The 12,747-nt window shown below is 59.9% G+C and carries 17 protein-coding genes; 3 read left to right on the plus strand and 14 right to left on the minus strand.

The window, feature by feature from the left end; genetic code table 11:
* The first annotated feature begins 25 nt into the window (after positions 1–25).
* The gene (locus tag NKI69_RS04735) at positions 26–325 is read left to right on the plus strand and encodes a hypothetical protein (RefSeq protein WP_245273186.1); all 300 of its coding nucleotides are present in this window, start codon (positions 26–28) and stop codon (positions 323–325) included.
* 435 nt (positions 326–760) lie between these two features.
* Here the strand turns inward: NKI69_RS04735 and NKI69_RS04740 are convergent, their stop codons facing one another.
* The 11 genes from NKI69_RS04740 to NKI69_RS04790 all read right to left on the minus strand — a co-directional run bounded on the left by NKI69_RS04740 (position 761) and on the right by NKI69_RS04790 (position 7,455).
* Entirely contained in the window at positions 761–1,537 is a 777-nt protein-coding gene (locus NKI69_RS04740) for a class I SAM-dependent methyltransferase (protein ID WP_352720271.1), read from the minus strand.
* Between the two features lie 164 nt (positions 1,538–1,701).
* Positions 1,702–2,001, minus strand: a complete 300-nt coding sequence (locus NKI69_RS04745; protein WP_127297149.1) for a hypothetical protein — start codon at positions 1,999–2,001, stop codon at positions 1,702–1,704.
* Positions 2,002–2,452: 451 nt separating this feature from the next.
* On the minus strand, positions 2,453–2,755 hold the full coding sequence (locus tag NKI69_RS04750; RefSeq protein WP_023810464.1) for a DUF1330 domain-containing protein: 303 nt from the start codon (positions 2,753–2,755) through the stop codon (positions 2,453–2,455).
* Between the two features lie 114 nt (positions 2,756–2,869).
* The gene (locus NKI69_RS04755; protein WP_081734816.1) at positions 2,870–3,112 is read right to left on the minus strand and encodes a hypothetical protein; all 243 of its coding nucleotides are present in this window, start codon (positions 3,110–3,112) and stop codon (positions 2,870–2,872) included.
* 394 nt (positions 3,113–3,506) lie between these two features.
* Positions 3,507–3,914 carry a TadE/TadG family type IV pilus assembly protein gene (locus tag NKI69_RS04760; protein ID WP_023810463.1) on the minus strand — a complete coding sequence of 136 codons (408 nt, stop codon included), beginning with the start codon at positions 3,912–3,914 and terminating at the stop codon, positions 3,507–3,509.
* Positions 3,904–4,329 carry a TadE/TadG family type IV pilus assembly protein gene (locus NKI69_RS04765; RefSeq protein ID WP_050592670.1) on the minus strand — a complete coding sequence of 142 codons (426 nt, stop codon included), beginning with the start codon at positions 4,327–4,329 and terminating at the stop codon, positions 3,904–3,906. Before NKI69_RS04765 ends, NKI69_RS04760 begins: the two co-directional genes overlap by 11 nt.
* Before the next feature lie 19 nt (positions 4,330–4,348).
* Entirely contained in the window at positions 4,349–5,530 is a 1,182-nt protein-coding gene (locus NKI69_RS04770; RefSeq protein ID WP_081734815.1) for a pilus assembly protein TadG-related protein, read from the minus strand.
* Between the two features lie 327 nt (positions 5,531–5,857).
* On the minus strand, positions 5,858–6,133 hold the full coding sequence (locus NKI69_RS04775; protein WP_502895166.1) for a DUF6074 family protein: 276 nt from the start codon (positions 6,131–6,133) through the stop codon (positions 5,858–5,860).
* A 203-nt stretch (positions 6,134–6,336) separates the two neighbouring features.
* On the minus strand, positions 6,337–6,633 hold the full coding sequence (locus NKI69_RS04780) for a DUF982 domain-containing protein (protein WP_352440220.1): 297 nt from the start codon (positions 6,631–6,633) through the stop codon (positions 6,337–6,339).
* 160 nt (positions 6,634–6,793) lie between these two features.
* Positions 6,794–6,919 (minus strand): hypothetical protein, encoded by a 126-nt coding sequence (locus tag NKI69_RS04785; protein ID WP_352440219.1) that lies wholly within the window; start codon positions 6,917–6,919, stop codon positions 6,794–6,796.
* A gap of 113 nt (positions 6,920–7,032) precedes the next feature.
* Positions 7,033–7,455, minus strand: coding sequence for a hypothetical protein (locus tag NKI69_RS04790; protein ID WP_352440218.1), 423 nt, complete (start codon positions 7,453–7,455; stop codon positions 7,033–7,035).
* Between the two features lie 200 nt (positions 7,456–7,655).
* Here NKI69_RS04790 and map point away from each other — a divergent pair, with 200 nt between their 5' ends.
* Complete coding sequence (gene map / locus NKI69_RS04795) at positions 7,656–8,483, plus strand: type I methionyl aminopeptidase (RefSeq protein ID WP_013532002.1); 828 nt, start codon at positions 7,656–7,658, stop codon at positions 8,481–8,483.
* 27 nt (positions 8,484–8,510) lie between these two features.
* Here the strand turns inward: map and NKI69_RS04800 are convergent, their stop codons facing one another.
* The 3 genes from NKI69_RS04800 to NKI69_RS04810 are packed head-to-tail and all read right to left on the minus strand — an operon-like array spanning position 8,511 to position 11,493.
* Positions 8,511–9,836 carry a sensor histidine kinase gene (locus NKI69_RS04800; RefSeq protein ID WP_352720275.1) on the minus strand — a complete coding sequence of 442 codons (1,326 nt, stop codon included), beginning with the start codon at positions 9,834–9,836 and terminating at the stop codon, positions 8,511–8,513.
* Positions 9,833–10,594, minus strand: coding sequence for a response regulator (locus tag NKI69_RS04805; RefSeq protein ID WP_032900681.1), 762 nt, complete (start codon positions 10,592–10,594; stop codon positions 9,833–9,835). Before NKI69_RS04805 ends, NKI69_RS04800 begins: the two co-directional genes overlap by 4 nt.
* Positions 10,595–10,635: 41 nt before the next feature.
* Positions 10,636–11,493, minus strand: a complete 858-nt coding sequence (locus NKI69_RS04810) for a MipA/OmpV family protein (RefSeq protein WP_352720278.1) — start codon at positions 11,491–11,493, stop codon at positions 10,636–10,638.
* 251 nt (positions 11,494–11,744) lie between these two features.
* Here NKI69_RS04810 and radC point away from each other — a divergent pair, with 251 nt between their 5' ends.
* Positions 11,745–12,506 carry a RadC family protein gene (gene radC / locus NKI69_RS04815; RefSeq protein WP_023810452.1) on the plus strand — a complete coding sequence of 254 codons (762 nt, stop codon included), beginning with the start codon at positions 11,745–11,747 and terminating at the stop codon, positions 12,504–12,506.
* The last annotated feature ends 241 nt before the right edge of the window (positions 12,507–12,747 follow it).

Genomic DNA, 12,747 nt, shown 5'->3' on the forward strand with positions numbered 1-12,747 from the left:
GCGGAACCGAGTTCGGGAAGGCGCGTTGCTCACCAGCGCCACGTCACGAAAGGCCGGAGCAATGGCGGACAATCTATCTCGCAGGCAAGAACAGCGTGGCACGCGAAGACTCATGGCGTGGGGCGTGGCGGTTATCGCCGTCCTTTTTCTAGGCCTGATAGCATTCTTTGTACTCACGCCTTTATCGAACGGCTCTTGGCAGACGGCACCGTTCAAGCGTGCTCCTGAGCAAAACCAGGGCGGTAATGCGCCAGCGGACACGTCACCCAGCCCAGGCGTGAAAAAAGACCCTCAGGAAAATACTGAAATGCCCGAGCAGCAGTAGTGGGGTTGGGAACAAATCCGCACCGGTCTGGAAAACTTTTTTCGGGCTGCCGGGCGATTTTAACAAAGAACCCGCCCGCCGACCTTTCCCGCGCGGACCTTCTGGTAATGCTCCTACGAGCGGCCCTGATGCTCCGAAACGTAACCCAGCGCTTGACCCGAGGGTCCAAGAGCCCCTGTCGGGCGTGGCGGAAGAAATGGGGCTCAGGAGGGCGGACCATCCGAACGATAGTGGGCGATTGGCTGTCGCTAATGCGTATCTGCCGGTTCCGCATGCATTGGACGAGGACAGCACTGTGGAAGGAAACGCATGATCAACGCACCATGAGCGCGAGTGACCCTGAGATTGACTGTCAGGAGGCGATGGGCCGGCTTTCAGGTCATCGTGGGCTGAATGCTGGAGGGCCGATATCCCGCACGAGCGCCGCCCGTGACATCAAGCGGCGGCTCGGCGAGGAATGCTCAGACTGTCTGATCCACCTCCGGCTAGAGCACTTACCGCCATGCTAGGGGCCGGCAGCCCGGCTTTGAGGAAGGTCGAATGGAGTTGCAGGCCCATGTTTGGGTTGGTCCCTACCCGACGAAATGTCTCAACGATACATCGAAAGCAGTTGTCGTAGGTCGGGACGGAGGGAAATGAGGCAGCGCCGGTCCAATCGACTTCGTGGAATACTATCACGCCGCCGGGAGCAAGATGCCGCGCAACGCCCCTCAACATTTCGACGGGATCGGGCGAGAACATTAATACGTATCGGCCCACGATAGCGTCGAACGATACATCGAAAGTGAAGGTGGCAGGATCACATTGGTGGAAGATTACATTCTCCAAACCACGTTGCGCGGCTCTCGCCCGAGCAGCGTCAAGAGCCTCCGCCGACCTGTCAGAGCCGATGACAAGACCTGTGGGTCCGACAACATCAGCCGCGAGAAAGGCGACATCCCCGGCGCCGCTCCCCACGTCAAGGACATGCATTCCCGCTCGGAGACCAGCTCGCCGCAGGTAATTCCGTGTCATCGGGTCAACCAATGTCGCCTGCGTCGCAAGCCTTTTCAGTTCTCTTTCCGAATGCCCCAGTTCGTATTCGTGCTGACGTTCGCTTGTCATACTGGTGTCCCCCCGGATGAAAAAGCACAACAAGTTAGAGCTCGAATGCAGGCCCTTGGCGCACTCTAAAGCCGAGCGGCTCATCTGCACTTTAGAGATGTCTAACATAAATGGCGGCTGAAAGGGTGTCTAGGCGCATCCTCATTGGACCTCCCAGAAGTCCTTCAGCGAGGCGAACCCGCCTTGGCGGCCTAGCACGACAGGCTTTTCGAAAGCGGCTACATCCTGAGAATCGACCGCTATGCATCAACCTGGGACAGTCCAAAGGCAGGTCAGCAGCCTTCCGTGGTCTTTTTCATCTGACCAGGAGCAGCCGAGTTAGCATCGGTGTCCTGTTGACCTGGGGCGGCCTGCTTGGCGCTGCCAGTTTGTTGACCCGGAGCGCAGTCCTTGGCGGAGTTCGAGTTCGTTCCACTCGTGGTGGTCGAATCCGTGCCCTGATCGGTCGTAGTGCTCGGCATGGTCTTGGTTGTCGAGGTCGACGATCCGCCTGTGGTCGTGTCGGTCGATTGCGCAAATGCGAGGCCAGTTGACAGTGCCATAATGGCTGAAGCGAAAAGAACCTGTTTCATGATCAACTCCATTTCGGAATGTCCCTTTGGTACCGAACTTCGCTGCGGCACGACGGTTCCAAGAAAAATGGGCAATCCAGAGGTCCGCACCTGGGATTGCCCTATGGCCCGCCACTGGGAAGCTCTCTGCCGTTATCTTCAACGAAGACCTGTCTTCCGCGATCACACCATAGGCTAACGCGGTCACACGGGTCATAATCCTGCTACAAAGTGGTCGATTCCTCAGGGATGTAGCCGCTCCAAGAGCCCGCCGCAGGTCGCCCCCGTGGCGGGCTTTTCAATTGCACGGTCGAGTTGGGTTCTCGGCACTGCGATGATGAGAAAGCCCCGCAGTGGTGGTAAGCCCGTATTTATTGCCTGGTTTCCCGGCTTTAAACAGCTGACTTCGCGGTGTGCGGATTCGGGCAAAAGCCGGATTCTGCCTGATGAAGGCGGAGCCGAGTCACCACTGTCAAACAGTGGGTGTTGCGATCCCCTCAAGCGCAATTATCCTGGTGTTGGCGCAACGCTTACGGATTTCGATAAGGCGCGCGTATTCCGGCGAATTGTACCAGCCCATCAATGACGTCATGTCGGGAAATTCGATAATAACCAAACGGTGTGGCTCCCAATCACCTTCCAAAACCTTGGTCGCACCGCCACGACCTAGATATTTCCCACCATAACGCTCCTCGGTGGCCGGCACATCCCGCCGGTATTCCTCGAACACGGCAGCGTCCTTTATGTCTACATCCGCGATCAGATAGGCGGCCATTTGCGCATCCTTCTTCTCAACGGCGCCCGACCCTTGCGTTCCACTCCCAGGGGGCGGCGCCCGTCGGTCAAGACGACTCTCTTCAGCGCTTCAACCGGCATTCGCCATGCGAAGTCAAAAGCCTGTTACAATCCACGGGTTGGAGTCGTATCCGAGGCGCGGCTCTGCCTTTGCGCCGCTATCTTGCGATTTGGCGGTTCCGGTGACACCGCAGTCCAGATTTGGAACGGGCTTCTTGGCTGACGGGTTGGTGGAACACAAGGCGGCGGCATCACTGACCGCCACCTTCTTTTCCTTGGCATCAGCGACACCAGTCGCAGCGAAAACCACAGCCGCGCAAAATACAGCCACTCTCATTGGAACCCCCTTTATTGCACCCGATAGATGGTCCGACATGACGTAACGTCATCTCAATATTAGCACTAATGAATATATTATCTAGCCCCTTGCCATCAAAAGCAGGCTGAGAGCCAGGCTTGCAGCGCGACCGCCAAAACCGGTGCCGATCTGGACACCAGCCGGCATGAGTCGCATTCTGCTCGTGGGGAAGGATGTGGATCGACAAAACACAGGGGCTGATCAGGCCAAACGCTAGCGGGACCGGACCCTGCGCGGCCGCCGGAGGCGTCTGTCGCATAACGTCGTGTCGTGGGCGCTGATCCTGATGGCGATAACCATTCTCGGTGGTCTAATCGCGCTCAAGGCGTACAAGTAAGCAGAGCCCCAGCACGCGAAGCTATCAGGCCACAGCCTAGCCGCTGCCAAGCAGCGGCACGGTAACGGTTGTCGCGTAGTTGATGGGGAAGGAACTGAAGTAGGGAAAGTCGATGACGAAGGCATAGGCCGCGGTCAGATGCGCCATGCGGAAGCCGCCGCTCACCGGGTCGATGGCGATGGTGACGTTCACGTCCTTAAACCCCAAGGCCTGCAATTTCTGCGTGGCGATCGATTGAATGTCGGCCTGGGTCAGCGTGTTCTTAAGCTGCAGCGAGCGCGCTGACGTCTCCAGCGTATAGCGAACACTGGAGACCGAGTGCATCGACCAGCCAAAAGCGAAGATCCCGAACAGCAGCATGACGAGGAAGGGGGCGATTAGCGCGAACTCCAGCCCGGCCCCGCCCGATCGATCCTGCCGGAACGCGCTTACCCTAGCGGACACGGATCATCTCCTGGTGACCGATTACAGTGGAAGTGGCAAATGGGCCGAAGGCAATTGGCGGCACCCAGGTGCCCGATGCCTGTATCTGGACATAGACCGCCGGCACCTTCGGCCCACTGCACATGGTGGACACGTCGACCACCGTCGCCCCGCACATACGGATGCGGCTTAGCGTGACCTGACCGTCCTCCGGCCGATTTTCCCAGCTCGCAATGGCAAGAGCTTGGGTCGCCGCATCATCGGTCGATCCGCTCATGACCAGGTTCGCGGCGGTCTTCACACCGGCGCGCATCGACAGTGAACTCGTTACGTAGGACCAGCCGTCCAGAATACCAAGCAGCACCAGGCACAGAATGGGCAGCACCATCGCGAACTCGACCGCCGCAACGCCCGAATCATCGCCAAGGTTCGGCATCGATCGGCGCCCCACGGGGCTACTCGGAAAGTGCCACGGACCGCGCCGCTGGAATGTTGGGCACTCCGAGGCTTGAGCAATCCTGATTGATGGTTGAATTACCGGACCATTGAATCGTATTGGCGACGACCCTGGTGCAGCCGCCCTTGCCCGAGAAGTTGCCAAGATAGTTCACTTGCTGCTTGGGGAAATAGATCGCCCCGGTCAAAAGCGAGTCCGCCGTGCCGTTGAATGTGCTGGATGCACTCATGCCGGTCCTGTCGCCGTAGAACAGAACGCCTGAGTAGGTGCCCGAAGTCGCCGCGCTGAGGTTCACGGACGCATTGCCATTCATGCTGACAGTCGAGCTGCCCGACATGAAGATGGTCACCCCGCTGCCAGTGATGGCCGCATTGGCGTTTATCTTGAAACTGCCCTGGACGACATAGACGCCGGGCGAAAGCGTGACATTGCCCTTTAGGTTCATGCCGCTGCAATAGGTGCCTGGACCGAGCGTCGCCTTGTTGTCGTTCTGGCAGGTGGTCCCGGCCACCGGGGCCGGCAGGTCGACAAAGGGATCGCCGGCAGGCAGTGCCTGGGTGATCGGGGCCGCGCAGACGGTCCTGACGGGATTGCTGAGAGAGACACCGCCCGCCGATATCAGGCAATCGGCCTGCAGACCGGCCGAGCCCTGAAGCTTGATGGCGTCCGAGGCGATCGAATTGGACATGACCGAGCAGCCGCTGAGCTTAACGCTGGTACTGCCGGAAAACAGCACTGCCTGCGAAGCGGATGGATCGAGCGCGAGCATGCAGGCACTCGAGGCATCGGTAATGACGGCCACCGCCCTCGCCTGTTCGGGAACCTTTTCCTGTGTAAAGATCAGGGTGAACATCCGGTCGAGCTTCTGGCCTACGATCACCTCGACCGCTTTTTTTGCCGTATTCGGTCCGGACGCTGGGGGCGTATTGACGACGATCGTGCCCGAGCCCAGTCCGTTCGACGCCGCGGACTGGGTCGCGGCCGCGACGATCGTCGGCTTGTCGGAACCCGAGATCTGTTCGAGCGCACCGGCATAAGCGGCTGCATCGGCCGTCGCCTGCAATCTCAGGCTGTTGTAGTACCAATAGGAGGTCTCGACGCCGAAGCCCGCAGCGCCGACAACGACCGGCAAGGTCAAGGCAAAAATCGTAGCGACATTCGCGCCCGTGCTGCGGCGCATGGCGTCCATTACAAGCCGAACACGGGTGAAGCTACTCAAGGCCATGGTTTAAATTAGAAAGCACGCATAGATGAACGAATGGCTAAAAAGTTCGTTGCATTTTTGAGCAGTGGTCCATTGGCTTCAAAAAAGAAGTGTTTCGCTGGCTGACCAACGCGCAAGCGCATCGATGTCTCAGAGTGGGCCGCCCCTCAAGGCCGGCGGGAAATTGCCGGATTCGCAGCCGAGACCGCGCGAACAACGACCGGGTCTCCGAAAAACACACCGGAGTAAGCGTATTTACAAATTACTGATGCATGTGTGGAGGATGGAGGTTCAGGATTTGCTTCAAGCGGAAAGAATTGGCATCGACTCCGCGACCGTATCAGCCAACATCTCTCGCTGCACGGCCAGGAAAAACCTGCGCACTTCATCGCTGGCTGCCGTTCTGTCCCTGCCGGATCCGACCACAAGATCGAGCAACTCCGACGCTTTGGCCCTCCAGAAGGAGGTGGCGGTCTCGCCATGCAGATTGCCGAGCTTGGCAGCAACCTCTCGAACCAAGAATACCTGACGGTCGATCGGGAATGCACGAACTTTTTCTGGAGACATCTTCCGAACCATGAGACTGATGCAACGAATCAACCACTGCCAACAAGCAATGGCATAGCCGGGAAGATGGAAACGGAAGCTTAACGGCGCCGACGATGGTGCATCCTGGTGCAGTCATCGCGGACGAGACCCGCGCAGGCGCGTGCGAGATCCTCATGGGCGTTCAACCGCGTTCGTTGGCGTGCCAATCGAGCCAGGCGAAACGGGCGACGGCCTTACGCCTGGAACGCCCTCGCCTCACCGCCGCGCTTGCGCGGCGTCATCATATCCCTGGCCATCAGTCCGCTCGCCCGGCAAAACGCCATGAAGGCCCGGCACGCATCCTCGGTCTTGACCACGTCCACCGTAGCGCCAAAGCAGGCGTTGAACGCCTTCTGATAGATCGGGCCCTGACGGCGCACAGGCCAGTCCTGGAGAAAGTCGAGCGCCTGTTCGACGCCGTAAATCTCCTCGACTGGCAGGCCGGGCGCGGGTGCGATGCGCACCGGCACCTCGAATTGCAGTCTGTCCATTTCCTATCTCCCGAACTGGCGTCACCGAGGCAACGCCATTCGTCGTCAAAAGTTGCTTTGCCGGGCTTTTGGTCCAGAAATGTGTCGTCACTTGGGTCGCTGGACCGCCACGTCGCCCAAAACAATCACGCACCGATGATATGCCTTGGGCGACACGTGCTCACTGGTTCGCCAGATCTGTCTCCGCGCCGAAGGCCATGCGAATGGCGGCAATCTGGACGGAGAGGAACGTGGCAGCCGAGGCCGCGCGCGACAGGGTTTTGAATGTCTTGATGCGTTGTTGCATTGAAATGATCCGGAAAAAGACGCGCCGCGCGACCGCTGCGCGGCCGACAGCCGCCGCACGATCACGACGCAAACAGGAATAACGATGAGGTGAAGGGTACGGTTCTGGACCGCTCAGGCCGTGATGGTCGGCGGTGCGCGCGGCTGGTTGGTGCGCGCCCCGGGAACCGAGGCGGCCCCATATCCCGAAACCATCGCTCTTTGCGATGTTCCTTCGGCCCAAAGAAAAACAGCGTCAGGGACCGGAAGCGCGGGATGGCCGCCGGCGAACTTGACCAGGAGCGGACGGCCGGCACGAACTTCCAGCGCTTGCGCCTTGCCGGTGACACGCAGCAGCGCCGCCACCTCGCCCGACCGCTCGACACCGACACTGGCACCGCTTGGCGCAGACCCCGCAAAGGCTGACGCCGCCGGCAGGCCGAAGCACAGCATCGCCAGCAGCACCATGCGCATCAGGCATGAGCACGCTGCCGTCAGCGGCGCTTCAGGCCATCCGGTTTGCCTGGCCGCCCCGAAGGGACGCGATCTCGAAAACATCACCCGCCCTAACGCACCACGGCCGGAAAGGGAAGCAAACCGGGCAAAAACCGGTAAGACATCGCCGATGCGAGGCAAATATCCGGAAGCGCGCGGCTGCATCAAACAGTTCTTCCTTGAACCTTTTGCCCTCAAGTGCCAAATCTGGGGAAATTTTCACGCTGGCTCTCCTGCAGAGCCCTACCCGCTACACGGACAGAATGGTCACCTATCTCGACGCCGCCACGGCCCCGCTCAGAAATACCGGCCAGATCCGCCTCTATGGCGAGGACGGCTTTGCCGGCATGCGCAAGGCATGCGATCTCACCGCACGCTGCCTCGACGAGTTGGTGCCGATGGTCCAGCCCGGCGTCACCACCGAAGCAATAGACCGCTTCGTCTTCGAATTCGGCATGGACCACGGCGCGCTGCCGGCGACGCTCAACTATCGCGGCTACACGAAATCGTCCTGCACCTCGATCAACCATGTCGTCTGCCATGGCATTCCCGACAACAAGCCGCTCAAGGATGGCGACATCGTCAACATCGACGTCACCTACATCCTCGACGGCTGGCACGGCGATTCTTCGCGCATGTATCCGGTCGGCACGATCAAGCGCGCCGCCGAGCGCCTGCTCGAAGTCACTCATGAATGCCTGATGCGCGGCATTGCGGCGGTCAGGCCGGGAGCCCGCACCGGCGCCATCGGCGCCGCCATCCAGACCTTTGCCGAAGGCGAGCGCTGCTCGGTGGTGCGCGACTTCTGCGGCCACGGCGTCGGCCAGCTGTTCCATGACGCGCCGAACATCCTGCATTACGGCAGCGCCAATGAGGGCGTCGAGATGCGGCCAGGCATGATCTTCACCATCGAGCCGATGATCAATCTGGGCAGGCCGCATGTGAAGGTTCTGTCGGACGGCTGGACCGCGGTGACGCGCGACCGCTCGCTGTCGGCGCAGTACGAGCACACGATCGGCGTGACCGACACAGGGTGCGAGATTTTCACGCTGTCGCCCAAAAAGCTCGATCGCCCCGGCCTGCCGGCCTAGCGGCGCATCTACCCGGCAGGAGGCCGTCTATGCCGACTGCAAATCCGCAGCATTCGGCAGGTCGATGGTAACGACCAGTCCGCTGGGCTGGTTGTCCTCCAATTCGATCCTGCCGCCGTGCCCCTGGACGATGTCGGCAACGATCGAGAGGCCCAGACCGAAGCCATGCTTCGATGCAATGCCGCGCGACGCATCTTCCTTGAAGAATGGTTCGAAAACACGAGCACGTGCCGTCATCGGAATACCCGGCCCGTCATCCCCTACCGTGATGCGCGCCGCCGTGCCGGTCGCCGTCAAGGCGACCGTGACATTGCCAGCGAATTTGACCCCGTTGTCGCAAAGATTGGCGATGGCACGCGCCAATGCATTGGGCTTGCACCAGCCCAGGAGCCGGTCCGGCCCGGAATATGAGACAGGAAATCCGACATCGGAGAATTCGGCGCAGACGGTTTGCAGAACGCTGGCAATGTCGGCGCGCTGCAGCTTCTCCGTCGAAACATCGTTGCGCAGATAGGTCAGGGTCTCGTCGATCAAGATTTCGATGTGCTGGACATCGGACAGGATTGCGGTTCGGATTGGGCCATCATCCATACGCTCGGCGCGAAGCCGCAGCCGCGTCAACGGCGTGCGCAGATCATGACTGACGCTGCGCAACATGCGCGTGCGATTTTCGATCATGGTGCGGATGCGCGTCCTCATCCTGTTCAGGGCGCGCGCCAAGCCCACCCTTTCAATGGAGCCGTGTTCGACGAAGAGCTGTTCGCCATTCTCGATCTCGGCCGAACCGACTGCTGCCGAGATGCGCTTCAATGGATCCGTCACGGCCCAAACCGCAAACAGCCAGATCAGCACGGGCAAGGCGACGAAAGCCATGAACCTGTAGAACGAGGCACGGACGAGGCCCGATGTCAGCCAGGAATCGGGCATGCCGAAATGGGCCAGGACGTCCTGCTGGTCCAAATCGATGACAAATGCGTATCGGCCGCCGATCCTTAGCCAGCGTCCATCAACCGTCCCCCTGTCGATACGCAAAAGCCATTCGACACTTCGCCATTGCAGATAGGACTGGGGAATGCCGCGTATCTGGTCCTTGGGCAATATCTCGAAATCAAAGCCGGCCCGCTTTGCTGTCGCCAGAATTGCCCCACGCGCCTCCGCCGGCGTTTCTTGCAACAAGGCAGCAACAACGGCCGCACGCCTTGCGTTATCTTCCGCGGCGGGAAGGTCGACGTTCTCTATGAAAATCTCGACGACCGAACCGACGAACATGATCACGATCACCGCGATGAAAATGATTGCCACAAACTGCCCACGCACGGACTGTGGCAAGAAACGGCGGATGAAACCCCTCATGCTTCCTCCACCGTCGCGGTGAAGATGTAGCCACCCAACCGAACAGTCCTCAAAAGCACCGGATCGCGCGCATCCTTTTCGATCTTCCTGCGGATTCGACTGATATGGACATCGACGCTACGCTCGATCGGCCCCGCGAGCCCGGCATGGGTTACGCCCAGAAGTTCCTCGCGCGAGAGAACCCGGCCTGCATTGCGACAAAACGCAAGCAACAGGTCGAATTCATGCGTCGTGGTCGTAACCCGCGCATTGTTGGGGTCATGCAATTGCCGTCGTATGGGATCGAGGCGCCAGCCGTTGAAACGGAGCACCTTCGACCAGTCCCGCTCGTCTGGAGCATAGGCTGTACGGCGCAGCAGCGCCCGTATCCTGGCCGTCAGTTCGCGCGCGCTGAACGGTTTCGTCACATAGTCGTCGGCGCCGATTTCCAGCCCGAAGATGCGGTCGATTTCCTCACCGAGCGCGGTCAGCATCAGGATCGGAATGTTGGTTCCGGCACGAAGACGGCGACAGATGTTGAGACCGTTTTCGCCCGGCAGCATGACATCGAGCACGATGAGATCGAATTTCTGGTTGCGAAGCGCGGCATTCATCTGGACGCCGCTCTCGGCAATTTCCACGATCATGCCGTTGTCGGTGAGCGTCTCGCCCAGCATGCGTGCGATCTCAAGATCGTCTTCGACAATGAGGATGCGCGAACCTTGCCTTGCCGACCTGGATTCGGCGCTCAAATCGCTTTGGTGCCGTTGCTGTGCCATTCCGGAGTTTGTCTAGCCTGCATTTGGTGCCTGGGTAGGCGTCAGAACCGATATCCGACGAGAAGCATCCCTGAAGGCTGGATCTTTTCGACGACAACAGGGCTGTCGGCAGCGTCACCCAAGAGAACACCGACCCCCGCTTCGCCGCGCACCATCCAGTTCTCGTCGAGCATATATGTGGCGGAAATCGAAAAATCGGCGCGCTTCAAACCGGCGCCGGCATCATAGCGCGCCAGCCCCGAGCGAGCCGATTGTTCGGGCGTGACACCAAAATAGGCCTGCATGTAATTTTCGTCGGCGAAGACGGCGGACGCGCTGGCGCCGATCATCAACGATTGAGACAGAGGCCGGGTCACCTCGATCCCTACCCTGCCCTCCAGGCCATCGCTGCCGCCGATGGTCTTGTCCAGTTGCGCGAATATTTCGGCCGGACCGAACTTCGCCGCCGCCTTCACGCCGACCGTCGCGCCCATGTCGACGTCCCCCAAGCCGCGCAGATGGTCGGAGTCGTCTTCCTTGCGGCCCATCTCATAGCCAAGCCGAGCGCTGAATGCGAACGGTCCTTGTTCATAGACGGCGATGTTGGCACCTGTCGGGTCGATCGTCACCGTGTCGAGGAATGTCGCCGTGACGAAAGGCACCGGCATGATCTTGAACTCATCGCTGCCCTCGTATTTGGGGACGATGATGGCGCCGCCGCCGAGCACGACATGCCAGTCGGACAGTTTCTGTTCGAAGCGCGCGAAACGGGAAGGCTCGGGCGGCAGGGTAAAATCATCGGAATTCACCGCAATGGCGTCTGCCGCCAGCGCGCCCTCCGAATGCGTTGAAAACAGGATTGCCATGGCCGCGAGAGATGCCCGGCCGGCAAATAGTCCAGAGTCAATTTTGGCGAACATGCGCGCTCCAGTATAGCGAGGCCACGAGCCTCCGATGGCGCCAACATGTCAGGTGAAAGTGGCCGCATGCGTTAAGTGATGTTAAGTTTTGTTGCGCAATCGTGGTTTCATCTTGCCGTATAGGGAAGCCATAGACTGACAGCGGGAGCTGCCACGATCTGCCGTGGATCGTCTCGCGATCGGGGAACAGAACTGTTTCAATCCAGGCCAGAACAGCTCTAATGTCTGCGCTGGAGCAATGTAGGCGGTGTATGGGGAACACAAGCGACGACGACGAGCGGAGTTTCTTCTCCGAAGCGCCGATGCGGCCTGCGGCGAAAGCCAAGGCGACGCTCGACGAAAAGCCGCATTACCTCGGCCATCGCGACCGCTTGCGCGAGCGCTTTGCCCTGGCGGGTCCGGATGCCCTGCCCGATTACGAACTTCTGGAACTTCTGCTCTTTCGCCTGATCCCTCGTGCCGACACCAAACCGGCGGCCAAGGCGCTGCTGGCACGCTTCGGCACGCTGGCCGAAGTGCTCGGGGCGCCGGTTGGCCTCCTGCAGGAAGTCAAGGGCATTGGCCCTGCGGTGGCGCTCGATCTCAAGATCGTCGCGGCAACCGCGCAGCGCATGGCGCGCGGAGAGGTGCAGAGTCGCGAAGTCCTCTCGTCCTGGACACAGCTTCTTGCCTATTGCCGGTCGGTCATGGCCTTCGAGGCGCGCGAGCAGTTCCGCATCCTGTTCCTCGACAAGAAGAACGCGCTGATCGCCGACGAGGTTCAGCAGACAGGCACCGTCGACCATACGCCCGTCTACCCGCGCGAGGTGGTCAGGCGCGCCCTCGAACTCTCGGCCACCGCCATCATCCTGGTCCACAATCACCCGTCAGGCGACCCCACACCCTCACGAGCCGATATCGAAATGACGAAGGAGATCATCGAGGCGGGCAAGCGGCTGGGCATCGCGGTGCACGACCACATCATCATCGGGCGCAAGGGATACGCCAGCATGAAGGGCCTGTTGCTGATCTGACGGGCCGGGGGCATGCCACGACCGTCCGATCAAGCCCGGGCGATCGAAAGAAGTGCAGGAAATTCGCTTGCACAATCTTTTGCGAAAAAATTTGAAAATTGTTCAATCTTGGAAAGAGGAGCCCAGTATCCGCTCTATTTCTGGATTAATCTTCCAATCTATAAGAATTCTCTCTTTGATTTTTAGAAGATAATTCCGTTGAGGCATCGCATTTTCGCTGCTACCGTTTTGAAACGCTTCA

Origin of the sequence: Mesorhizobium sp. M0491, assembly GCF_040321265.1 — a bacterium.
Taxonomy (GTDB): domain Bacteria; phylum Pseudomonadota; class Alphaproteobacteria; order Rhizobiales; family Rhizobiaceae; genus Mesorhizobium.